The 23,367-nt window shown below is 73.0% G+C and carries 18 protein-coding genes; 11 read left to right on the top strand and 7 right to left on the bottom strand.

Annotation, left to right across the window (positions count from 1 at the left end; all coding sequences use genetic code 11):
* Positions 1-38: 38 nt before the first annotated feature.
* Positions 39-863 (top strand): polysaccharide deacetylase family protein, encoded by an 825-nt coding sequence (locus ACMCNK_RS04660; protein ID WP_412735146.1) that lies wholly within the window; start codon positions 39-41, stop codon positions 861-863.
* A gap of 41 nt (positions 864-904) precedes the next feature.
* On the opposite strand, the gene ACMCNK_RS04655 is transcribed toward ACMCNK_RS04660, so the two are convergent.
* Positions 905-2,020, bottom strand: coding sequence for a CaiB/BaiF CoA transferase family protein (locus tag ACMCNK_RS04655; RefSeq protein ID WP_412740751.1), 1,116 nt, complete (start codon positions 2,018-2,020; stop codon positions 905-907).
* 198 nt (positions 2,021-2,218) lie between these two features.
* On the opposite strand from ACMCNK_RS04655, the gene egtA reads away from it, so the two are divergent.
* The 5 genes from egtA (at position 2,219) to pulA (ending at position 12,184) form a co-directional block, all read left to right on the top strand.
* The gene (gene egtA, locus ACMCNK_RS04650) at positions 2,219-3,379 is read left to right on the top strand and encodes an ergothioneine biosynthesis glutamate--cysteine ligase EgtA (RefSeq protein WP_412740750.1); all 1,161 of its coding nucleotides are present in this window, start codon (positions 2,219-2,221) and stop codon (positions 3,377-3,379) included.
* A 53-nt stretch (positions 3,380-3,432) separates the two neighbouring features.
* The gene (egtB, locus tag ACMCNK_RS04645; RefSeq protein ID WP_412735145.1) at positions 3,433-4,749 is read left to right on the top strand and encodes an ergothioneine biosynthesis protein EgtB; all 1,317 of its coding nucleotides are present in this window, start codon (positions 3,433-3,435) and stop codon (positions 4,747-4,749) included.
* Positions 4,749-5,495 carry an ergothioneine biosynthesis protein EgtC gene (gene egtC / locus ACMCNK_RS04640; RefSeq protein WP_412735144.1) on the top strand — a complete coding sequence of 249 codons (747 nt, stop codon included), beginning with the start codon at positions 4,749-4,751 and terminating at the stop codon, positions 5,493-5,495. Before egtB ends, egtC begins: the two co-directional genes overlap by 1 nt.
* Entirely contained in the window at positions 5,492-6,472 is a 981-nt protein-coding gene (egtD, locus tag ACMCNK_RS04635) for an L-histidine N(alpha)-methyltransferase (RefSeq protein ID WP_412735143.1), read from the top strand. Before egtC ends, egtD begins: the two co-directional genes overlap by 4 nt.
* Positions 6,473-6,721: 249 nt before the next feature.
* The gene (gene pulA / locus ACMCNK_RS04630) at positions 6,722-12,184 is read left to right on the top strand and encodes a pullulanase-type alpha-1,6-glucosidase (RefSeq protein ID WP_412735142.1); all 5,463 of its coding nucleotides are present in this window, start codon (positions 6,722-6,724) and stop codon (positions 12,182-12,184) included.
* A 70-nt stretch (positions 12,185-12,254) separates the two neighbouring features.
* Here pulA and ACMCNK_RS04625 read toward each other — a convergent pair whose 3' ends face one another.
* Complete coding sequence (locus tag ACMCNK_RS04625) at positions 12,255-12,974, bottom strand: hypothetical protein (RefSeq protein ID WP_412735141.1); 720 nt, start codon at positions 12,972-12,974, stop codon at positions 12,255-12,257.
* A gap of 313 nt (positions 12,975-13,287) precedes the next feature.
* Between ACMCNK_RS04625 and ACMCNK_RS04620 the strand changes: the two genes are divergently transcribed.
* A complete protein-coding gene (locus tag ACMCNK_RS04620; RefSeq protein ID WP_412735140.1) occupies positions 13,288-15,012 on the top strand; it encodes a sulfatase-like hydrolase/transferase in 1,725 nt (574 codons plus the stop codon).
* Positions 15,013-15,071: 59 nt separating this feature from the next.
* On the opposite strand, the gene ACMCNK_RS04615 is transcribed toward ACMCNK_RS04620, so the two are convergent.
* From ACMCNK_RS04615 to ACMCNK_RS04605, 3 genes are all read right to left on the bottom strand, one after another.
* A complete protein-coding gene (locus ACMCNK_RS04615) occupies positions 15,072-15,905 on the bottom strand; it encodes a hypothetical protein (protein ID WP_412735139.1) in 834 nt (277 codons plus the stop codon).
* Between the two features lie 3 nt (positions 15,906-15,908).
* The gene (locus ACMCNK_RS04610) at positions 15,909-16,304 is read right to left on the bottom strand and encodes an S-adenosylmethionine decarboxylase (protein ID WP_412735138.1); all 396 of its coding nucleotides are present in this window, start codon (positions 16,302-16,304) and stop codon (positions 15,909-15,911) included.
* Positions 16,305-16,832: 528 nt separating this feature from the next.
* On the bottom strand, positions 16,833-17,780 hold the full coding sequence (locus tag ACMCNK_RS04605; RefSeq protein ID WP_412735137.1) for a hypothetical protein: 948 nt from the start codon (positions 17,778-17,780) through the stop codon (positions 16,833-16,835).
* A gap of 190 nt (positions 17,781-17,970) precedes the next feature.
* Between ACMCNK_RS04605 and ACMCNK_RS04600 the strand changes: the two genes are divergently transcribed.
* Positions 17,971-18,714: a phosphatase PAP2 family protein gene (locus tag ACMCNK_RS04600; protein ID WP_412735136.1), complete on the top strand. Its 744-nt coding sequence runs from the start codon at positions 17,971-17,973 to the stop codon at positions 18,712-18,714.
* Here the strand turns inward: ACMCNK_RS04600 and ACMCNK_RS04595 are convergent.
* Both ACMCNK_RS04595 and ACMCNK_RS04590 read right to left on the bottom strand, forming a co-directional pair.
* The gene (locus ACMCNK_RS04595) at positions 18,680-18,874 is read right to left on the bottom strand and encodes a hypothetical protein (protein WP_412735135.1); all 195 of its coding nucleotides are present in this window, start codon (positions 18,872-18,874) and stop codon (positions 18,680-18,682) included. The genes ACMCNK_RS04600 and ACMCNK_RS04595 overlap by 35 nt on opposite strands.
* Before the next feature lie 32 nt (positions 18,875-18,906).
* Complete coding sequence (locus tag ACMCNK_RS04590) at positions 18,907-19,965, bottom strand: AraC family transcriptional regulator (RefSeq protein ID WP_412735134.1); 1,059 nt, start codon at positions 19,963-19,965, stop codon at positions 18,907-18,909.
* Positions 19,966-20,061: 96 nt separating this feature from the next.
* Between ACMCNK_RS04590 and ACMCNK_RS04585 the strand changes: the two genes are divergently transcribed.
* The 3 genes from ACMCNK_RS04585 to ACMCNK_RS04575 are packed head-to-tail and all read left to right on the top strand — an operon-like array spanning position 20,062 to position 23,335.
* The gene (locus ACMCNK_RS04585; protein WP_412740749.1) at positions 20,062-21,558 is read left to right on the top strand and encodes a flavin-containing monooxygenase; all 1,497 of its coding nucleotides are present in this window, start codon (positions 20,062-20,064) and stop codon (positions 21,556-21,558) included.
* Positions 21,555-22,460, top strand: a complete 906-nt coding sequence (locus ACMCNK_RS04580; RefSeq protein ID WP_412735133.1) for an SDR family NAD(P)-dependent oxidoreductase — start codon at positions 21,555-21,557, stop codon at positions 22,458-22,460. Before ACMCNK_RS04585 ends, ACMCNK_RS04580 begins: the two co-directional genes overlap by 4 nt.
* Positions 22,457-23,335, top strand: a complete 879-nt coding sequence (locus tag ACMCNK_RS04575; RefSeq protein WP_412735132.1) for an alpha/beta fold hydrolase — start codon at positions 22,457-22,459, stop codon at positions 23,333-23,335. Before ACMCNK_RS04580 ends, ACMCNK_RS04575 begins: the two co-directional genes overlap by 4 nt.
* Positions 23,336-23,367 lie beyond the last annotated feature (32 nt).

Below are 23,367 nucleotides of genomic sequence, written 5' to 3'. Positions count from 1 at the left end.
ACCCGTTGATCGCGGGTCCGGGGACACGGGGAGATGGCATGGCGGTGCCGGTGAGCCGGCGGGGGGTACTGCGTGGCGCGCTGCTGGCCGCCGCGGGTGCCGGCGCGGGTGCCTTCTCCACCACCGTGCTGCCGCACTGGTGCGGCTGGGACCGGCCCCCGGTGACCGGCGGTTACGCCGCCGCGGCGGACGACCTGACCGCGGTGGCGCACCCGGGCGTGACGGTCCGGTACTTCGTGCAGACCACCGAGCCGGTCGTCGCGTTCACGTTCGACGACGGTCCCGGCCCGCACTGGACGCCCATGGTCCTGGACATCCTGGAGCGCGCCGGGGTGCCGGCGACGTTCTTCATGGTGGGCCGGAACGTCGCGGAGCACGCCGACCTGGTCCGGGGCCGGCTCGGCGGGCACGAGGTCGGCAACCACTCGTGGGCGCACGACGACCTGGCCACGTTCGACCTGGCCCGGATCCGGGCCGATCTCACCCGTACCCACGAGGTGATCGGCGACCTCACCGGTCGTCCGCCGACGCTGCTGCGCCCGCCGTTCGGTCACCTGGGCGGTTCGACGCTGCTGGCCGCCGACGCGATGGGCTACGACGTGGTGCTGTGGTCGTACGAGATGCACGAGACCCGGTACCGCAACGACCCGGGCGCCCAGGTCCGCGACATCGTCGACAACGTACGCCCGGGCGCGATCGTCCTCGCCCACGACTTCGGTGACGAGCGGCGGCTCGTGACCATCCGCGGCCTGGAAGCGATGATCGCCGGGCTGCGCGCGCGGGGTTTCCGCTTCGTCACGGTGTCGCAGCTCGTGGCCGGTGCTGCGCCCCACCCGGCGACACCCGCGCCCGGCAAGGCGTAGCCCGCCCTACCCCGGCGAAACCGCCCGGCCACCGAAACCGCTCAGGACCAGCCGGTGAGGATGTCGGACACCGACACCGCGTCGCGGGCGGGTTCCGGCGCCGGACGCGGGGGCCCCGCAGATGTCCGGTCGAAACGCGGCGCCGGTGCTGGCTGCACTTCGCCGCCGACCTGCACGAACGTGCCCCTGGCGAGATTGTGCGGGTGTTGCGCCGCCTGACCGGGCGCGAGCACCGGGGCAACGCACGCATCGCGCCCCTCGAACACCGCCGCCCACTCGTCGCGGGTGCGTTGCGCGAACCGCTCGGCGAACCGGCGGCGCAGTTCCGGCCAGCCCGCCGGGTCGTACTGGGCCGGCAGGGTGTCGCCGGCCAGGCCGAGCCCGTCCAGCAGCGCGGCGTAGAACGCGGGCTCCAGCGCGCCCACGGCCATGAAGCCGCCGTCGGCGGTCACGTACGTGTCGTAGAACGGCGCCCCGCCGTCGAGCAGGTTGCCGCCCGGCGGCGCCGGCCAGCGGCCCGCCGCGATCATCCCGTGCAGGAACGTGGTGAGCAGCGCCGAGCCGTCCACCATCGCCGCGTCCACCACCTGCCCTTGCCCGGAGCGTTCCCGTTCCAGCAGCGCGGCGAGCACCCCGACCGCGAGCAGCATGCCGCCGCCCGCGAAATCGGCGAGCATGTTGAGCGGGGCGCGCGGGGCCTCGCCGTCGCGGCGCAGCGGTTCCAGCGCCCCGGCCACCGCGAGATAGTCGATGTCGTGCCCGGCCCGGGCGGCCAGTGGGCCGTCCTGCCCCCAGCCGGTGATGCGCGCGTACACCAGGCGCGGGTTGCGGGCCCGGCAGATGTCGGGCCCCAGCCCGAGCCGCTCGGCGACCCCGGGCCGGTAGCCCTCGACGAGCACGTCGGCGCGGTCCACCAGGCGCAGCACGTCCGCGACGCCGGTGGGCGATTTGAGGTCCACCGCGACGACCCGGCGCCCGCGCTGCAGCGCCGTCGCGGGGGCGGCGAGGCGGCCGCTGCCGGGGCCCCCGGGCCGGTCGACGCGCACCACGTCCGCGCCCAGGTCGGCCAGGATCATGGCACCGAACGGGCCGGGCGCGAGGCTTTCCAATTCGACGACCCGCACTCCGGCCAGCGGCCCGCGGTGTTCCGGCGGCATCACGCGGTCAGGGTAGCGGGCACCGGACCGGTGCGCCGCAATCCCTGTCGATCGGCGCTGTCAGCGGGTAGCGTCCAGGAGAACGTCCGCAACCTTGGGAGAGTCGTGGCGATTGTCCGGCCCGGCACCGCCGAGGACTGCAGCGTGCTGCGCGACGACGACTGCGTGCTGCGCGATGAGGATCAGGCGGCGGAGCACATGTCGGGGATCTGCTTCAAGACCGGTCCACCGAGCCGCATCGGCGTCGAGCTCGAATTCACCACTCATCACGACGACGCGCCCGACCGGCCGCTGACCCTCGAGGCGCTGCGCGAGGCTCTGGGTCCGTACACTCCGGACAGTCTCGCCGCCCGCCCGGCGGGGTCCTGCGCCGATGTGCCGCCCCGCCCGTTGCCCGGCGGTGGCGTGGTCACCGTCGAGCCCGGCGGTCAGCTGGAGATCTCCTCCGCCCCGGCCGCCACTCTGGCCGGCCTGCAGGCCGCGGTCGACGCGGACCTGACCCGGTTGCGTGGCCTGCTCGCCGGGCACGGCCTGCACCTGGGCGCGACCGGCATCGACCCGTACCGGTCGCCGCACCGCCTGCTCGACAGCCCCCGTTACGCCGCCATGGAGCGGGTCTTCGACCGCGCCGGGCGGCACGGGCGCACCATGATGTGCAGCACCGCCGGCCTCCAGGTCTGCCTCGATGCGGGGCTCGCGCCGCGGCTGGCGGACCGGTTCGCGGCCGTCACCGAGCTCGGTCCGGTGCTGGTCGCGGCGTTCGCCAACTCCCGCCGGCACGCCGGCCGCGACACCGGGTGGGCGTCCACCCGGATGCGGGCCTGGCTCGGCATCGACCCCGCCCGCACCCGGCCGGTCGGCACCGGCGCCGACCCGGTGGGCGCCTGGATCGGGTACGCGATGGCCGCCCCGCTGCTGTGCGTGCGCAACGACGACGGGTGCTGGGATCCGCCGCCCGGGGTCACGTTCGCCGACTGGCTCGGCGGGGCGCTGCCCCGCCCGCCCACCGCGGCCGATCTGGAGTACCACCTCAGCACGCTGTTCCCGCCGGTACGCCCCCGCGGCTACCTGGAGGTCCGCTACCTGGACGCGCAGCCGGACGGGGAGTGGCTCGCCCCGGCGGCGGTGCTGGCCGCGCTGCTGGCCGACGACGCCGTCACGGACGCGGCGCGGGCCGCCGCCGCCCCGGCGGCGGACCGCTGGTTGCCCGCCGCCCGCGCGGGACTCGCCGACTCGCGGGTCGGCGCGGCCGCCCGGGCGGTGTTCGACCTGGCGCGCCGGGCGTTGCACCGGGCCGGGCTGCCCGCGCACCTGCAGGACCGGGTGCATGCCGTCCTCGACCGCCGCCTGCCGGCCTGAGGACCCGCTGCCGCCGTCTTGTCCGCCGATCGCCGCCGTGAAAGGACGCCCGCATGACCGCCGAATCCGAACGCCTCCGCAGCGCGCTGGCCGCCGACCTGGACCGGGCGCGTGCGCGTACCGCCACGCTCACCGAGGCGGTGGACGACGACGATCTGGTACGCCAGCACTCCCGCCTGATGTCGCCGCTGGTGTGGGACCTGGCCCACATCGGTAACCAGGAGGAGCTGTGGCTGGTCCGCGACGTGGGCGGCCGCGAGCCGGTACGCCGCGACATCGACGAGCTGTACGACGCGTTCCAGCACGCCCGCGCCGACCGTCCCGCGCTGCCGCTGCTGGGCCCCGCCGAGGCCCGTGCGTACGTGTCCACGGTGCGCGACAAGGCGCTCGACGTGCTCGGCGCGGTACGCCTGGACGGCCGCCCGCTGGTGGCGGACGGGTTCGCGTTCGGGATGATCGTCCAGCACGAGCAGCAGCACGACGAGACGATGCTGGCCACCCATCAGTTGCGCGTGGGCGCGCCGGTGCTGCAGGCCGATCCGCCGCCGCCCGCGCGGGTCAGCGCCGCCGGTGAGGTGTTCATCCCGGGCGGGCCGTTCACGATGGGCACGGACACCGAGGCGTGGGCGCTGGACAACGAGCGTCCCGCGCACGTGGTGGACGTGCCCGCGTTCCACCTCGACGTCGCCCCGGTCACCAACGCCCGGTATGCGGAGTTCATCGACGCGGGCGGTTACGACGACGCCCGGTGGTGGAGCGAGGAGGGCTGGGCGTACCGGCACAAGGCCGGGCTGGGGGCGCCGTTGCACTGGCGCCGCGACGGCGGCGACTGGGTGTACACCCGGTTCGGCCGGACCGCGCGGGTGGCGGGCGACGAGCCGGTGGTGCATGTGTGTTTCCACGAGGCGCAGGCGTTCGCGAGCTGGGCGGGGCGGCGGCTGCCCACGGAGGCCGAGTGGGAGAAGGCGGCCCGCCACGACCCGGTGTCCGGCCGGTCGCGCCGCTACCCGTGGGGTGACGAGGATCCGCAGGAGCGGCACGCGAACCTGGGCCAGCGGCACCTGTCGCCGGCCGCGGCCGGTGCCTACCCGGACGGGGTGTCCCCGCACGGCGTGCACCAGCTGATCGGCGACGTCTGGGAGTGGACCAGCACGGACTTCCACGGCTATCCCGGGTTCCGGGCGTTCCCGTACCGGGAGTACTCGGAGGTGTTCTTCGGCCCGGAGTACAAGGTGCTGCGTGGTGGCTCGTTCGGCACGGACCGCTCGGCGTGCCGGGGCACGTTCCGCAACTGGGACTATCCGATCCGGCGGCAGATCTTCGCCGGCTTCCGGTGTGCCCGTGACGCGGAGCCGGGCGAGTCCGCCTGATGTGCCGGCACCTGGCCTACCTGGGGCCGCCGCTGCCGCTGTCGCGGCTGCTGTTCGAGGCGCCGCACGCGCTGGCACGCCAGTCGTGGGCGCCGAAGGACATGCGCGGCGGCGGCACGATCAACGCGGACGGCTTCGGCGTGGGCTGGTATCCGGCGGACGGGCCGCCCGTACGGTTCCGGTCCGAGCGGCCGATGTGGTCGGATCCGTCCCTGCCCGGCCTGGCCGCGGTCACCGCCGCGGGTGCGGTGCTGGCCGCGGTGCGTTCGGCCACCGAGTCGATGCCGGTGACCTCGGCCGCTGCCGCCCCGTTCGCGGAGGGGCCGTGGCTGTTCAGCCACAACGGCGTGGTGGCGGGCTGGCCGGACGCGGTGACCGCCCTGGCCGCCCGGCTGCCCACCCGTGACCTGCTCACCTTGGACGCGCCCACGGATTCCGCGCTGCTGTGGGCGCTCGTGCGGCACCGCCTGCGCGCGGGCGAGCCGCCGGAGCAGGCCGTGGCGGCCACGGTCGCCGAGGTGGGCGCCGCCGCGCCCGGCTCCCGGCTGAATCTGCTGCTGACCGACGGCGCACGCATCGTCGCCAGCACCGGGGGCCACGCCCTGTCGGTGCGCGGCGGCGACGGGTGCGTGCTGGTCAGCTCCGAACCGTTGGACGACGACCCCGGCTGGCGGGCGGTCCCGGACGGGCACCTGCTCGTCGCCGACGCCGCCGGGCCCCACCTCACACCACTAGGGAGAGCGTGAGCGTGTTCGATCTGGAAATCCATCTCGATGAGCAGGATCTGTCGCGGGCGCTGCGCGCCGACGCCGCCGCCGGGCTGAGCGCGAGCCCGAAGTGGCTGCCGCCGAAGTGGTTCTACGACGCGCGGGGCAGTGACCTGTTCGAGCAGATCACCCGGCTGCCGGAGTACTACCCGACGCGGACCGAACGGCACATCCTGGCCGCGCACGCGGCCGACGTCGCCCGCCTGACCGGCGCGAAGACGCTGGTGGAGCTGGGTTCGGGTTCGTCGGAGAAGACCCGGCTGCTGCTGGACGCGCTCACCGCTCACGGCACGCTGGGCGGGTTCGTGGCTCTGGACGTCTCCCCGGCCGCGTTGCGCGACGCCGCGGCGAAGCTGAACGCGGAGTACCCGGGCCTGAGCGTGCGCGGTCTGGTCGCCGACTTCTCCCGGCATCTGGGCGTGGTGCCGCGCGGCGGGGACCGGCTGGTCGCGTTCCTGGGCGGCACGATCGGCAACCTGCTGCCCGCCGAGCGCGCCGACTTCCTGCGTGACCTGCGTGCGGTCCTGGACGAGGGGGAGTACCTGCTGCTCGGGACGGATCTGGTGAAGGATCCGGCGGTCCTGGTGCCGGCGTACGACGACGCGGCCGGGGTGACCGCCGCGTTCAACCGCAATGTGTTGCGGGTGCTGAACCGGGAGTTGCACGCCGGGTTCGACGAGGACGATTTCACGCATGTCGCGCTGTGGGACCCGGTGAACGAGTGGATCGAGATGCGGTTGCAGGCCCGCCGCGACCTTCAGGTGCCGGTTCGGGACCTGGACCTGGTGGTCGATTTCGCCGCGGGTGAGCAGATGCGTACGGAGGTGTCCGCGAAGTTCCGCCGCGCCGGGGTGGAACGGGAGCTGGCCGCGGCCGGTTTCGCGCTGCAGCACTGGTGGACCGACCCGCAGGAGCGTTTCGCGCTGTCACTGGCCCGCGCCACGGCGAAGCCTTAACGGCTGGCATGCCCATGACGGCGGGTCGCCGGGATTCGCCCGGCTGGGGCTGGACCGGGCGACCCGCCCGTTTCGCGAATGTTTCTTGCGTAAGGCGCTGGCGTTACCTGACAGTTATTGCAAACTCTTGCACATATCGATGACACGGGATTAGCGTGCGTCCACACCAGCCCACAGGAAGGCTCCGATGTGGATGCAGCGCACCGTCGCGACCTCGTCCCAGGCCCCGACACCCTCCCGCGCCGGCCTGTGAACCGGCGCCGCATCGCTCGCCTCGCGCTGGCCGCAGCGCTGGTCACGAGCCTGATCGCCCCGCCCGCCGGCGCCGTTGCGGCCCCGGTGCAGCGCCTCGCCGCCGAGCCGAGCGCCGCGGTCGTGGCCCAGTGGGGCTCCGACAAGGCCGCGCCTTCCGAGCAGTACTACTTCGTCCTGCCGGACCGCTTCGCCAATGGCGACACCCGCAACGACAAGGGCAAACTGTCCGGTGACCGGCTGAGCACCGGGTACGACCCCACGGACAAGGGCTTCTACCACGGCGGCGACATCCAGGGCATCATCGACCGGCTCGACTACATCCAGGGGCTGGGCACCACCGCGATCTGGCTCGCCCCGGTGTTCAAGAACCGCCCGGTGCAGATCAACGGCGCCGACACTTCGGCGGGCTACCACGGCTACTGGATCACCGACTTCACCCAGGTCGACCCGCACTTCGGCACGAACGCCGACCTCAAGCGGCTGGTCGGGCTCGCGCACAAGCGCGGCATGAAGATCTTCCTGGACATCATCGTCAACCACACCGCGGACGTCATCAAGTACTCCGGCGCCAAGTACGACTACGTCGACAAGGCCACCACCCCGTACCGCGACGCGCAGGGGCGCGCGTTCGAGGACCGCAACTACACCGACGGCGGATTCCCGGCGGTGAACCTGAAGTCGTTCCCGTACACCCCGGTGTTCGCGAACCCCCAGGACGCGAACGTCAAGGTCCCGGCCTGGCTGAACGACCCGACGATGTACCACAATCGGGGCAACTCCAGCTTCACCGGCGAGAACAGCGAGTACGGCGACTTCGGCGGCCTCGACGACCTGTGGACCGAGCGTCCCGAGGTGGTCCGCGGCATGACGAAGATCTACGCCGACTGGATCTCCGAGGCGGGCATCGACGGGTACCGCATCGACACGGTCAAGCACACCGACCTGCCGTTCTGGACGCAGTTCTCGCGCAGCATCACGCAGGCCGCGCAGAAGGCAGGCAAGCCCGGCTTCTTCATGTTCGGCGAGGTGTACAGCGGCGACCAGGAGGTCGAGTCCACGTACGTGCGCCGCGGCGGGCTGCCCGCGACCCTGGACTTCTCGTTCCAGTCCGCGGCGTCCGGTTTCGCCAAGGGCGACGGCTCCGCCAAGGCCCTCGCCGACGTGTACGCCAAGGACGACCTGTACACCGCACGCGACACCGGAGCCGACCGGCTGCCCACCTTCCTCGGCAACCACGACATGGGCCGCATCGGCTCGTTCATCGAGAAGAGCGGCGCCGACCCGTCCACCTACCTGCGCCGCGACGAGCTCGCCCACGAGCTGATGTTCCTCACCCGCGGCCAGCCGGTGGTGTACTCCGGCGACGAGCAGGGCTTCACCGGCCCCGGCGGGGACAAGGACGCCCGGCAGGACATGTTCGCCAGCAAGACCAAGGACTACCTGGACGACGACCTGATCGGCACGGACCGCACCCACGCGGTCGACAACTACGACACCAACCACCCGCTGTACAAGACGATCGCCGCGCTGGCCGCGCTGCGCAAGGCCAACCCCGCGCTGCGCGACGGCGTCCAGATCCCCCGGTACGCCGCCGACGGCCCCGGAATCTTCGCCACCTCCCGCATCGACCGCGGCACCCGCACCGAGTACGTGGTGGCGGCGAACAACGCCACCACCGCGCAGACCGTCACCGTGGACACCTGGACCCCGTCCGCGAGCTTCGCCGCCGTGTACGGCGCGACCGGCACGCTCGCCTCGGCGGCCGACGGCAAACTCACCGTCACGGTCCCCGCGCTGTCCACGGTGGTGTACAAGGCCGGCACCCCGGTCGCGGTCCCCACGGCCGGGCCCACGGTCGCCTTCACCGCCCCGGCCGCCGACGCGCTCGTGCCCTCGCGTACCGAGCTGGTGGCGCAGACCACCGGCGACCCCGACGCGACGGTGACGTTCGCCGCGCAGGCGGGCACCGGCCCGTGGCAGCTGCTCGGCACCGCCCGGCGGGCCCCGTACCGGGCGTACCACGACCTGACCGGCCTGGCCGGCGGGACACCGCTGCGTTACAAGGCGGTCGTGCGCGACAGCAAGGGCCGCACCGCGTCCACGACGACGACCGCCCGGGTCGGCACCCCGGTCACCACGGCCGGTCCCGGCTACGCGCTGGTGCACTACCAGCGCCCCGCCGGCGGCTACGACAACTACGGCCTGTACGCCTTCGGCGACATCGACGCGTCCGCGCAGACCACCTGGCCGGCCGGGCAGCCGTTCGCGGGCGAGGACTCGTACGGCCGGTTCGCGTGGGTGAAGCTCAAGCCCGGCGGCACCAAGGTCGGGTTCATCGTGGTCAGCAAGGACGGCCAGAAGGACGTCGAGCAGGATCGCTTCCTCGACCCCACCAAGGACGCCGAGGTGTGGCTGAAGCAGGGCGACGCCACGGTGTACGCGACCCGGCAGGCCGCCACCGGCAAGCCCGACCCGGCGCAGGAGGAGAACACCGCGATCCTGCACTACCGGCGCGCCGACGGCGACTACTCCGGCTGGGGCCTGCACGTGTGGGACGGCGCGGCCACCGGCACCGACTGGGGCAGCCCGCTGCAGCCGTCCGGCACGGACGCGTTCGGCGCGGTGTTCCGGGTGCCGCTGGCCGCCGGTGCCAAGGGGCTCAGCTACATCCTGCATAAAGGCGACACCAAGGACCTGCCCGCCGACCAGCGCCTCGACTTCGGCACGGCCGGGCGTGAGGTGTGGCTGCTCGCGGGTGAGGCGCACCGGCTGCTGCCGCAGGAGGCGGTCGCCGGTGGCGGCGAGATCGACCTGACCAAGAGCCGGGCGGTGTGGCTGGACCGGTCCACGATCGCGTGGAAGACCGGCACGGCCGGTTCCCTCGATACGATCGGCGCGGGCACCGACGGCCGCGTCTACGACCTCGTGTACGCCCCCGCGGGCGGTCTGGGCGTCACCGACGGCGACCTGACCGGCGCCCGCCAGAGCCTGCGGCTGACCGCGGTCCGCACCGGGCTCACCGAGGCGCAACGCGCGAAGTTCCCGCACCTGTGGCAGTACACCGCGTTCCACCTCGGCCAGCGCGACCAGCGGCGCGTCGCCGAGGCGCTGCGCGGGCAGGTCGCGGTCACCGAACGCGACGCGGACGGCAGACTGCGCTCCGCCACCGGCGTCCAGGTCGCGGGCGCGCTCGACGACCTGTACGCCGACGCCACGGCCGCCCGCCTCGGTCCCACGTTCGACGGCGGCCGTCCCACCCTCGCGGTGTGGGCGCCCACCGCGCAGGACGTGACGCTGGAACTGTCCGGCACCCTGGCCGCCGCCCCGCGTACGGTCGCGATGATCCGCGACGACCGCACCGGTGTGTGGTCGGCGACCGGCGGACGGGACTGGATCGGCAAGTACTACCGGTACCGGGTGACGGCGTGGCAGCCCGCCGCGCAGAAGGTGGTCACCGCGACGGTCACCGATCCGTACTCGCTGGCGCTGTCGACGGACTCCACGTACAGCCAGGTCGCCGACCTCGCCGACCCGAAGCTCGCTCCCGCGGGCTGGCCGGGGCTGCGCAAGCCGGCCGCGGTGCCGCCCGCACGGATCCAGGTGTCGGAGCTGAGCGTGCGGGACTTCTCGATCGCCGACGGCACCGTGCCGGAGGCCGAGCGCGGCACGTACGAGGCGTTCACCCACCCGGACGCCGCGGGCATGACCCACCTGAAGCAGCTGGCCCAGGCGGGCACGACCCACGTGCACCTGCTGCCGGTGTTCGACTTCGCGTCCACGCCTGAGAAGCGGGCCGACCAGAAGCAGCCCGCGTGTGACCTGCCGAAACTGCCCGCCGACTCGGACGAGCAGCAGAAGTGCGTCACCGCGGTCGCGGACGCCGACGGCTACAACTGGGGCTACGACCCGCTGCACTACACGACCCCCGAGGGCGGGTACGCGACGGACCCGTCCGCGCGGACCCGGGAGTTCCGCCAGATGGTGGCCGGGCTCAACGGGGCCGGGCTACGCGTGGTCATGGACGTGGTCTACAACCACACCGCGGCCGCGGGCACCGACCCGCACTCCGTGCTGGACCAGATCGTGCCCGGCTACTACCAGCGCCTGCTGGACGACGGCTCCATCGCCAACTCCACCTGCTGCGCGAACACCGCCCCGGAGAACGCGATGATGAGCAAGCTCGTCGTCGACTCCATCGTCACCTGGGCCAAGGCGTACAAGGTGGACGGCTTCCGGTTCGACCTGATGGGTCACCACCCCAAGGCGAACATCCTCGCGGTGCGCGCCGCCCTGGACCGGCTCACCCCGGCCAAGGACGGCGTCGACGGCCGGAGCATCTACCTGTACGGCGAGGGCTGGAACTTCGGCGAGGTCGCCAACGACGCCCGTTTCGTACAGGCCACCCAGGCCAACATGGCGGGCACCGGGGTCGGCACGTTCAACGACCGGCTGCGTGACGCGGTCCGCGGCGGCGGCCCGTTCGACGGCAACCCGCGGATCCAGGGCTTCGCCTCCGGCCTGTTCACCGCACCGAACGGGGACCCGGTCAACGGCAGCGCGGCGGACCAGAAGGCCCGGCTGCTGCACTACCAGGATCTCATCAAGGTCGGCTTGACCGGCAACCTGGCCGGATACCGGTTCACCGATACCGCGGGCAACCAGGTGACCGGCGCGCAGGTCGACTACAACGGCGCCCCGGCCGGCTACACCGCAGCGCCGGGCGAGGCGATCACGTACGTCGACGCGCACGACAACGAGATCCTGTACGACGCCCTGGCGTACAAGCTGCCGCAGGGCACCTCGGCGGCGGACCGGGCCCGGATGCAGACCGTGGCGCTGGCCACCACCGCGCTCGGGCAGGGGGTCGGGTTCGTCACCGCGGGCAGTGAGCGGCTGCGTTCCAAGTCGCTGGACCGCAACTCGTTCAATTCCGGCGACTGGTTCAACGAGATCCTGTGGGACTGCCCGAGCGGCAACGGCTTCCGCAAGGGCCTGCCACCGGCCAAGGACAATCAGGACAAGTGGCCGTACGCCCGGCCTTTGCTGGCCGACGCGAAGCTGGTGCCGGACTGCGCCGCGATCCAGCTCGCCGACGCCCGCTACGCGGAGCTGCTGAAGATCCGGCAGTCGTCGCCGGTCTTCGGGCTACCGACCGCGGCCGAGGTGAGCCAGCGGCTGTCGTTCCCGCTGTCGGGCACCGCGGAGACCCCGGGCGTCCTGGTCATGCGGCTCGACGGGCGCGGCCTGGACAAGCACTGGTCGTCGGTGACCGTGGTGTTCAACGCCACCGCGGCAACCACGACCCAGACCGTGCCCGGTCTCAAGGGTGCCGCCGTCTCGCTGCACCCGGTGCTGCGCAACTCCGCCGATCCGACGTTGCGCACGGCGTCGTTCGACAAGGCGACGGGTACGTTCAGTGTCCCGGCCCGCGGGGTCGCGGTGTTCGTCCAGAACTGACCCGCGGCACGACGTGAAGCACCCCGGCAGCCCCCCGCCGGGGTGCTTCGCCTTTCCGGCGGCTCCGCGGTCAGCCCGGGTGTGGCAGCCACGTGTCGCCGAGCGCGCCGCGCAGCAGCACCACCGCCACGCTGATCACGAGCGCGGACAGGAGGCCGACGCCGAGGCCGAGGAAGCCGCGGTCGCGCCGCGGCGTCCCGTCGGGCGCCAATTCCACGGCGGCCGAACGTGACCACGGGTGTTCCCGGGCCACCCAGACCAGCAGCCCGAGCCCGTACGGCACGACGGTGATCACCCAGAACCAGTACCACCGGGTGCCCAGCCGCGGGGCCGGCCCGGCGATGAGCACGCCGAGCAACAGCAGCCCGAGAACGGTCGCGATCGCGACGACGGCCGTCGGAAGCACCACGTCGCTGTCGGCGTCGTCCAGCCCCGCGGCCTTCAGTTCCCGCGTCAGGGCGGCGGCACCGGGCCCGGCGTACTGCTGGTCGTCGGCGGCGTCCGTGGCGTCGACCGGGACGACGACACCGCCGGTGTCCGTCCAGTGCCATCGCGCATCCGGGGTGCGCCACGCGAAAATCGGACCGGGCGTGCCGGAGGACTGCAGGCTGTAGTCACCGAACCATCGCTGTGCGCTGCCGTCGTCCCAGTGGTCGCCCCACTGGTATGCGGTCACGCGGCCGGCGGTCACGGCCGCGGTGGCCTGCTCGTAGCTCTGCTGGCGCGGTGCCGTCCACCAGGCGGTCGCCGCGGCCAGCAGCCACAGCAGGACAACGGCGATCCGCAGCACGGCCCACACCGGCCGGGCCGAGCCGGCTGGTGCGGCAGCGAAAGCCGTCAATCGACGCGCGAACGAACGCACACGGTCCTCCCCGGGGTGTGCCGACAGTGATCACTGTCGGCGGATGGGGATCTTACTGTCGGGTACGCCGGTCTCGCCTGCCTGTCGCGGCCGCCCCCGAGTTCGTGCGGGCACGAAGCGGGCACGCGCGGTGAACCGAATTCGTGCAGAAGACGTATCACCGGACGTGCGCCGCTCCGGGCGCCACCGCATCGCCCGCTCCGCGCGGAACTTTCCGTGCGCCGGACAAAGGATCTTCGGGTTGTCGCTGCTCACGCGCCTTCGTCCCCGGCTCGACCAGGAACACGCGACCCCCGAGGCTTCGCCGGCCACGCGCCCGTGGCGCACCGTCGCCGGCCGCTCGCTCACGGTGGCCGCGGCGGTGCTGGTGTTTCTCGCCCTGGTCGTGCCGGAGGGGATTCTGCGGCACCGCCCGGACGTGTGGTTGCCGGGCGCGTTCCTGCGCATCCCGATCGAGGGCATCCTCGGGGCCGCGTTGCTGATCGCGGCCCCGCAGCGGGCGCGACGGCCCTTGGCGGCCGTCATCGGTGCCGGTCTCGGCGTGCTCACGGTCCTGAAGCTGGCCAACATCGGCTTCCTGGCGGTGCTCGGGCGCCGCTTCAACCTTGTGCTGGACTGGCCGCTGTTCGGTGACGGCTACCGGGCGCTGGCTGAGACCTCGGGCCGCACCGGCGCGATCGGCGCTGCGGTCGCTGCGGTGCTCGCCGCCGTCGGCCTGCTCGCCGGGCTCACCCTGGCGGTCCTGCGGCTGTCCCGGCTCGCCGCCCGGCACCGCAACCGGGCGCGGGTGACGACCACCGCCCTGCTCGCCGCGTGGATGGTGTTCGCCCTGACCGGCACGGAGCTGTTCCCGGCTTCGCCGGTCGCCTCCGACAGCACTGCGGAGCTGGCCAAACGGGCCGTGGTCACGGTGCCCGCCGCGCTGCACGACCGCGCCGCGTTCGCCGCCGAGGCCAAGGTCGACGCGTTCGCGAACACGCCGCCCAGCGAGCTGCTCGCCGGGCTGCGCGGCAAGGACGTCGTGGTCGGGGTGGTGGAGAGCTACGGCCGGTCCGCGCTGTCCGACCCGCTGATGGCCGGCATCGTCGGGCCTGCGCTCGCCGACGGCGACCGGCAGCTCGCGGCGGCGGGTTTCGCCGCCCGCAGCGGCTACCTCACCTCATCGACGTACGGCGGGGGAAGCTGGCTTGCGCACGCGTCGTTCCAGTCCGGCCTGTGGATCAACAACCAGGGGCGGTACCGGCAGCTCGTCTCCACCAAGCGGCTCACCCTGACCAACGCGTTCCAGCGGGCGGGCTGGCGTACCGTCGGCGTCGAGCCCGGCAACACGGTCGCCTGGCCGGAGGCCAAGTTCTACGGGTACGACGAGGTCTGGGACTCCCGTAACCTCGGCTACCGCGGCCCCCGTTTCGGCTGGTCCCGGATGCCGGACCAGTTCACGCTGGCCTCCTTCCAGCAGCAGGTGTACGGCCGCCGGCACGCCCCGATGATGGCCGAGGTCACGCTCACCTCCAGCCACGAGCCGTGGACGCCGGTCCCGGACATGGTCGACTGGAACGCGGTCGGCGACGGCACGATCTACGGCCCGATGGCCGAGCGCGGCGAGGAGCGTTCCGTGCTGTGGCAGAACTCGAAGCAGGTGCGCACCGAGTACGCCCGGTCGATCAAGTACTCGGTGGGCAGCCTCGTGTCGTGGGCCCAGCGGTACGGCGACAAGGACCTGGTGCTGGTCATCTTCGGCGACCATCAGCCGATTTCACTGGTCAGCGGCCACGGCGCCAGCCACGACGTGCCGGTCACCATCGTCGCCAAGGACCCGGCGGTGCTCGACCGCATCGCGGGCTGGGGATGGAGCACCGGACTCAACCCGGGCCCGTCCGCGCCGGTGTGGAAGATGAGCGACTTCCGCGACCGGTTCCTGACCGCGTACGGTTCGCGCGACGAGCCGACCCGCTCGCCGCACTGATCACGCGAACGCGCCGCCGTGCTCGGCTGAGCACGGCGGCGTCGTCGCGATCGGACTGATCAGTCCACGAAGATGATGTGCTCGTCGATTCCCCTGCCGGTGCCGACCTGCTCGCAGGCCCGGGCGGCGATCAGCCGGATGGGCTCGTCGAACAGCGCCTGCGCGCCCGCGTCGTCGCCGATCGGCCGCGTCCCGAGCAGGCGCTCGCCGCGGGCCGCGATGTCCTCGGCGAGCCCGGGGAAGTCGCAGTAGGTGGCGCGGTTCTCCGCCGATCCGAGGTACGCGAACGGGCCGGAGCCGGCCAGCGGCTGCAGGTTGATGCCGAGCATCGCCATGTTGCGGTACGCGCGGCGGTCCAGCATGGTCACCACGTGCCGGACCCCGGCGCGTGCACCGGCGACCAGGAACGTGCGGTGCATCAGGGAGCTGACCGTGAGCTGCGACTGGCCGCCGCGGTACTGCGGCAGCACCGCGACCGTGGTGTAGTCCCACGCCTTCGCGCCGGTCATGCCGTGTGCGGCGAGGATGGCCTCGGCGTCGACGCCGATGTGTGCCGGGGCGTCATCGACGGTCTTCAGGCCGATGCCGGTGCCCTCGATGATCCGCCCGGCGCCCGCCGGGACGCCTTCGTCGCCGTCGATGATGACGAAGAACAGGCTGCGGTCCTCGTACCGTCGGTACTCGGCGACCATCACGGACACGTCGTTGCCGAACGCCTCCTCGAAGATCAGCCGTTCGACCGTGCGGCCGACGTTGGCCAGCGGGTGGTCGTTGCCGACGACCGCGGAGATGAACCGGCCGGTGCGGCCCGGGTGGGCGGCGAGGAACGCGGCGACACGGCGCTGCACCTCGGCGTGGTCGAGGTCGTAGCGGGCTTCGGTGGTCGTCGGCACGGCTCAGAACTCCTTGGCCACGATCTCGGTGGTGCGGAAGTACTCCCGGGTGAACTCGATGACGGCCTCGGGGTCGAAGGCCTTGCAGGTGTAGATGTCGACGCTGAAGAACTGGATCGGGCGCTCCCACGAGTAGAAGTGCGCGCCGGAGGTCTCCCAGTGGATCCAGCCGGCCCAGCCGTACAGGTCGCTGATGTGGGTGACCGGCTCGATGAGCGTGATCATGTCGGTCACGACCGAGAGCTTCTGCAGGTACTCCTTGATGTGCTCATCGGTGATCACGAATGTCGGGTACCCCTCGACGACCAGCCGCTGGCGGGTGATGGACGGGGCGAGGTCCTTGAACTCGAGCACGGGGGAGCCTTTCGGGTGGGGGAGCGCGAGCTCCGGCGAAGCCATCTGCATCACCTCACGTGACGGCAAGCCATCACCGAAAGTGGCGGCCTGGCGCGCGGAGGGGGTCATCTGAATTCCCTGGGAGCTTATCGAATCTGGTGTAAAGCCGCGTAGCTGGCTTATGCACCAAATCTAGCAAACCACTACGCAACGTCAACCTGCTCCGAAAGGCGACTACGAAGAGTGATTGCGGCATTGCGATGACCCGGCCGGTGGGAGGGTGCACAGAAGTCCCACCGGTCCCGGCCCCTCACGGGTTCCACACCGGTTTAGGGTTACCCGCCAGTAACCGAGCAAACCGTGCAGGATCGGATTAAGGAACATGTAACGGTACGAACCTGCAGGAAATTTGGTGCCGAGTTACCGGGATCACCAACGTGCGACATCACGGAGCGCTGCGCCACCGCGGTTTCCGCGGGTCCGGTCAGCAGGCGACGGGACCGGGACGGCCGCGGGAGAGGGCCCGGCGGGACGACGATGCGTCAGGTCACGGCAGGACCGGGTGATGCACGTACGGTGCTGAAGCGCGGGTCAGCCCGCGCGGTCGACCGTGACGGTGCCCAGGCCCGCCGCCGCGTCGATGTCCACCCGGTTCCCGGCCGCCGCGAAGTCGGTCGTGCTGACCGCCTCGCCGCGGGGCACACCGTCGACGGTCCGCCCGTCGATGACGATGCGGTTCGCGCCGCCGCCCGCCCGAATGCGCAGCGGCACTGCAGCCGGGGCGTGCACGCGCAGCTCGTTGACGCCCGCGCCGATGCGGATCGGCAGGGTGCCGTTCGGGCGGGGCAGGGTCAGCTCGACGCGGGCCGCGCCGCCGGCCAGGTCGACCGCGGACACGCGCGCCGCACTCAGGTCGAGCACGCCCTCGGTGATCCCGGAGGTGGTCCGTACCGTCCACCGGACCTCGGCGTTGAGCGTGACCTCCACCGCCGCGACGCCGGGGTCGGGCGCCAGCCGCACTGCGGTGCCCGTGGCGTCGGTACGGGCCTGCCCGCCGCGGACGCGCACCAGGTCGCGCCCGGTGTCGCCGGCCCGGATCCGGAGGGAGGTCGTGGAGTCGAGCAGTTCGAGCCGGGCCGCGCGGGCCGGGGCGGTGGTGGCGGAGGGTGAGGCGGTGGCGGAGGGCGTGGCCGGCGTCGTGGTCGGGGCGGCGGCCGTGGCCGTGGCCGGCGACGCCGGGGGATCGCCGGGACCGACCGCGATAGGGGGCAGGTCGGGTTCGGTGTTGCTGGTCAGCGCCGCGAGCACGACCGCGCTGCCGACCAGCAGGGCCAGAGCCAGGGCGCCGCCGAGCAGCACGACGATGCGCCGCGGCTTGGGTGGCGCCGCGATGATCCGCGGCCCCTCGTCGTCCGCCGCGCCGCCGTCGGACCGTCCCGCCGCCGCGGCCGTGTCCGCCGCGACCTCCGCCGGACGCTCGACGGTCGAGGTGGGCGCGGGCTCACCCGGGCCGGGGCCGGTCGGGGCGGAACTGTCCACGGATTCTCCTGGCGTGCGGCGGGGCGCGGCGGCCCGCCACGCTCACCCGCAGAGTACGGACCACGCGGACGGATGGATCACCGTGCTCCGCCGGTGCTGCCGCCACGGCTCCAGGCGGACAGCGTTCTCGCAGGTGGAGGGAACCCTCGATATTTCGTTCCGGCCCGCCGGGCCGGGTAATGGTTGGTGCATGCCCGCATCTGCGTCGCCGGCCCCGCCGTCCTGGCGGGCGCGCCGGTTCGACCGGGACGCCTCCGACGGGCTGCGGCTCACCCTGGCCGGCGTGGCGGCGTTCCTGGCCTTGGGCCCGTTCGCGGTGCTCGCGGCGCTGGTGGTCGGCGGGTGGGGGCCGCTGCGGTCCGCCGACGTGTCGGTCACCGGCGCGCTGCACACCTACGCTGCCGGGCACCCGGGCTGGGTACGTCTGATGGCCGGGGTCAGCGCGGCGTTCGCGCCGAACCCGCTGCGCGCCGCGACCGCCCTGCTCGCGGTATGGCTGCTGGCACGCGGGCGCCGCCGCGCGGCGCTGTGGGTGGCCGTCACGATGACAGCCGGGGGGCTGCTCGGGGGGTTGCTCAAGCTGCTCGCCCAGCGTCGCCGTCCCGACCTGCCCCACCCGGTGGCGCATGCCGGCGGGTACGCGTTCCCGTCCGGGCACGCGCTCACCGCCGGGCTCGCAGCCGGGGTTTTTCTGGTCGTCCTGCTGCCGGCCACGCGGGGGCGGCCGGTGCGGCGGGCGCTGCTGTGCACCGCGGCGGTCACGCTCGCAGCCGTCACCGGGGTGAGCCGGGTCGCGCTCGGCGTGCACTGGAGCAGCGACGTGGTGGCCGGATGGCTGCTGGCGGTCGCGGCGCTGGCGGGCACCGCGGCCGCCTGCGCGTTCTGGCGCCCCACGGCCGTCACATGTACAGGTCGACGCCCTGACCGTCGCTGAGCGTGGCCTGCACCATCCTCATCGGCAGGTTGTTCGTGCTCAGCACCGCCTGCAGCAGGTCGGCCTGGGCGTTGACCTGGGCCTGTTGCTGGTACGGGTCACGTTGCTGGCCGGCCGCGACGACCGCGAACGGCGTGGATCCGATGGCACCGACCGACATGACAACACCTCCGCGACGGGAACAAGGTGATCTCAGTTATCGCCCGGGGCCGGGCGTTCTTGAAGAAAACCTGAGGTCGTTTTGCGGGGCCGGGAGCGGCGCAGCTCACGCGGGGTCATCCCGAACCAGCGCCGGGCGGCCCGGCTCAGCGCGGACTGCTCGGTCAGGCTGACCATCGCGGTCACCTGCGACAGCGGCAGGTCCGTGCGCGCGATGAGCTGGTACGCGGCGCTGCGCCGTACGTCGTCGAGCAGCCCGGCGAACGTGGAGCCCTCCACGGCCAGGCGCCGCTGCAGGGTGCGCGGGTGGGTCTGCATCGACCGGGCGATCGTCGCGATGTCGACTCCGGCGGTGCCCAGCGACTGGGCCAGCAGGTGCTGCACCCGGGCGCTGACGGTCTGGTCCGGGGCGGGGAAGTGGTGGGTGAGGTAGTCCAGGGCGATGTCGCGCAGCACCTGGTCGCCGCCGGGCACCGGGGTCGCGGCCAGGTGCGCGGGCACCCGCAGGACCGCGGCGGGCTTGCCGAAACGCACGTCGGCGCCGAAGAACCCGGTGTAGCGGGCCACCGGCGCGAGCGGCGGGTGCGGCAGGTGCACCGAGCGCAGCCCGTACGGGCCGCCGTGCAGCAGCACGATGATCCGGTGGAACAGGCCCACGCCCAGGTCGAGTGCCTGCGGTGGCAGGTGTTCCGGGTCGGTGCCGGCGTACCGCAGGCCGATCACGCCGGGCTGGCCGGCGGGGTCGGGGACCTGGGAGACCGCCAGGGCGGGGCTGTGCACGAACAGGTAGCGCGACGCGCAGTCGAGTGCGTCGCCGAACGTGGGGGAGTTCTCGATCGCGACCGCGAGCGGTCCCAGCACGGTCACGTCCTGCTGCCCGGCCAGCCGCAGGCCCAGGTCGGGACAGGACAGTTCGGCGGCCGCGGTCTCCAGCATCCGATCGGCCGTGGCGGCGCCGATCACCGTGTCGTCGCTGTCGAGGGCGGCCCGGGCCACCCGGAACCGGGCCAGCAGTGCGCCGCCGTCGCCGCCGAGGTCGTCCACGAGCTCGGGCAGCCCGCGCAGGCCGGCGGCGCGAACCATCGACTTCATGTCGCCTAAGGTTAAATGAGTGTCGCGCAAAGGCAAGTTCCGCGCGGGCGGGTGCCCGAGACTGAGCGGAACCCAGGATCGAAGGAGCCCGATGTGGTGACGCAACACGTCGACGTCCTCGTCATCGGCGCCGGCCTGTCCGGGATCGGTGCGGCGTGGCGGCTGCAGCAGGCACGCCCCGGAATCCGGTACGCAATCCTCGAGGCCCGCGCCGCGATCGGCGGCACCTGGGACCTGTTCCGGTACCCGGGCGTGCGCTCCGACTCGGACATGTACACGCTCAGCTATCCGTTCCGGCCGTGGCATGGCAGCGAGAGCCTGGCCTCGGGCCCCAGCATCCGCCAGTACATCCGCGACACCGCGGACGAGGCGGGCATCACCGGCCACATCAGGTTCCACACCCGCGTCGTGGCCGCCGAGTGGTCCTCGGACACGGCCCGCTGGACCGTCCACGCGGTCACCGGCGACGACGCGCAGCCGCAGACGTACACGTGCAACTTCCTGTACGCCTGCGCCGGCTACTACAACTACGCGCACGGCCACGAGCCGGACTTTCCCGGCCTGTCCGCCTTCACCGGCCGGTTCGTGCACCCGCAGTTCTGGCCGGAAGATCTCGACCACACCGGCAAGCGGGTCGTGGTCATCGGCAGCGGCGCGACCGCGGTCACGATCGTGCCGGCGATGGCCCCGTCCGCCGCGCACGTGACGATGCTGCAGCGCTCCCCGTCGTACCTGACCCCGCTGCCCGGTACGGACGTGGTGGCCAACGGCCTGCGCCGGGTACTGCCGGCCGGGGCCGCGCACCGCGCCGCCCGGGCCAAGAACATCCTGCTGTCGCAGGGTTTCTACCAGCTCGCCCGCCGCCGTCCGGACCGGGTCCGACGGATCCTGCGCCGCTTCGCGCTGCGCCACCTCGACGACCCCGCGTACGTCGACGAGCACTTCACCCCCACCTACCAGCCATGGGACCAGCGGCTGTGCATCGTGCCCGACGGTGACCTGTTCGAGGAGGTCCGCAAGGGCCGCGCGTCCGTGGTCACCGACCACATCGACCGGTTCGTCCCCGAGGGGATCCGCCTGGTGTCGGGCCGGGTGCTGGAAGCCGACATCGTCGTGTCCGCCACCGGGCTGTCGCTGCTGGCGATCGGCGGCATCACGCTCACGGTCGACGGCGATCCCGTCGACATCGGCGCGGGCCTGACCTACCGGGGCGTGATGCTCGGCGGGGTGCCGAACTTCGCCTACTGCATCGGCTACACCAACGCCTCCTGGACGCTGCGCGCCGACCTGTCCTCCCGCTTCGTCTGCCGGCTGCTCACCCACCTGGACCGGCACGGGTACGCCAGCGCCACCCCGGTCGCGCCGCGCGGCGGTGCCCGCCGCCCGCTGCTGGACCTCACGTCCGGCTACGTGCGGCGCGACGTGCACCGGTTCCCGTCCCAGGGTGAGCGTGACCCGTGGGTCGTGCGGCAGAACCACCTGCGCGAGGCGTTCACCACGCCGCGCGCCGACCTGACCCGCGACATGAGGTTCACCCGGCGCGCCGCTCCCGCCGCCAGGCCCGACTCCACGCTGGAGGACATCGCCACATGACCCGCCTCAGCCCGTACCGTTTCGCCGGGCGCACCGCCGTGCTCACCGGCGCCGCCAGCGGCATCGGCGAGCAGCTCGCCCACGGCCTGGCCACCCGCGGCAGCAACCTGGTCCTGCTGGACCGCGACTCGCTGCGCCTCGACGCGGTCGCCGAGACGCTGCGCACCGCGTACCCCGGCATCACGGTGCAGGCGCACGTCGTGGACCTGGCCGACCGGGCCGCCGCGGTGGCCGCCGCCGACCGCATCCGCGCCGAGCATCCCGCTATCCACCTGCTCGTCAACAACGCGGGTGTGGCGCTGGGCGGCCGGTTCGAGCAGCTCACCCTCGAGGAGTTCGAGTGGGTGATGGCGGTCAACTTCAGCGCCCCGCTCGTGCTCACCCACCACCTGCTGCCCGCGCTGGCCGCCGCCCCGGGCAGCCACCTGGTCAACGTCTCCAGCCTGTACGGCCTGATCGCCCCGGCCGGGCAGTCCGCGTACAGCTCCAGCAAGTTCGCACTGCGCGGGCTCAGCGAGGTCCTGCGCAGTGAGCTGCGCGAGCGGGGGATCGGCGTGACCACGGTGCATCCCGGCGGCATCCGCACCCGGATCGCCGAGTCCGCGAGGATCGGGGTGAACGTGTCCGCCGAGGAGTCCGAGCAGGGCAAGCGGGCGTTCGGGGCGTTGCTGACCTACCCGCCGGAGAAGGCGGCCGAGCAGATCCTCGACGGGGTGCAGCGCCGCCGGGCGCGGGTGCTCATCGGTGCCAGCGCGAAACTGCCCGACATCCTGGCCCGCATCACCCCGGCACACCACATGCGGGTCATCCAGGCGGTCGCCGCGGTGGCGGTCCGGGCCGCCGCCCGCCGGGCCCCCCGCCCGGCCGGCCAGGCCACGGCCGGACAGGAGATCGCCCGATGACCGCGACCGTCGACGCCCCCGGCACCAGCTTCGTCACCGTCCGCGGGGTCCGCATCCGCGTCCGGGAGACCGGCGACCCGGCCGGCCGTCCCGTCGTGCTGTTGCACGGCATCGGGCGCAGCCTGGAGGACTGGGCTCCCCAGCACGACCGCTTCGCCGGCGACCTGCGGGTGTTGAGTGTGGACCTGCCCGGCTACGGGCTGTCCCAGCGGATGCCCGAGACCACCACCCTGGCCACGCTCGCCGACGGTGTCGCCGCCACGCTGGACGAGCTCGGCGAGCACCGGCCGATCCACCTGATGGGCAACTCGCTCGGCGGCGCGGTCGCGTTGCAGATGCTGGCCCGAGACCCCGCCCGGGTGGCGACGCTGGCGCTGGTGAACAGCGCCGGGTTCGGCCGCGGCGTCACCACCATGCTGCGGGTGCTGGCCGTGCCCGGGCTCGGCAAGGTGCTGCTGAGCCGCACCGACCACCGTACGGCCCGGCACGTCGAGCGCCAGCAGTTCCACGACCGCGCGTTCGCCACCGAGGCGCGTATCGCGCACGCCCTGCGGGTCGCCGCCCAGCCCGACCGGGTGCCGGTGTTCCTGGAGACCGCCCGCGCCCTGGGCACGTTCCGCGGCGTACGGCCGGCCTGGCGCACGACGCTGCTGCGGCAGGTGGCCGCGCATCCGCGTCCCACCCTGATCGTGTGGGGGGACCGCGACCTCATCCTGCCCGCCACCCAGCTCGCCGCGGCGCGTACGGCGCTGCCGCACGCGCGTTCACACATGTTCGCCGACACCGGGCACATGCCCCAGATCGAGCGGGCCGACGAGTTCGCCGAGCTGGCGCAGCGGTTCCTCGCCGAGGCAGAGACGCAGACGCCGGCCTGAGCCTGCGCCCTCGGGGCGCTGGCACGACATCG

This window comes from Krasilnikovia sp. MM14-A1259, from assembly GCF_047159535.1.
Lineage (GTDB): Bacteria > Actinomycetota > Actinomycetes > Mycobacteriales > Micromonosporaceae > Actinoplanes.
This window is presented reverse-complemented; position numbering and strand designations above follow the sequence as displayed.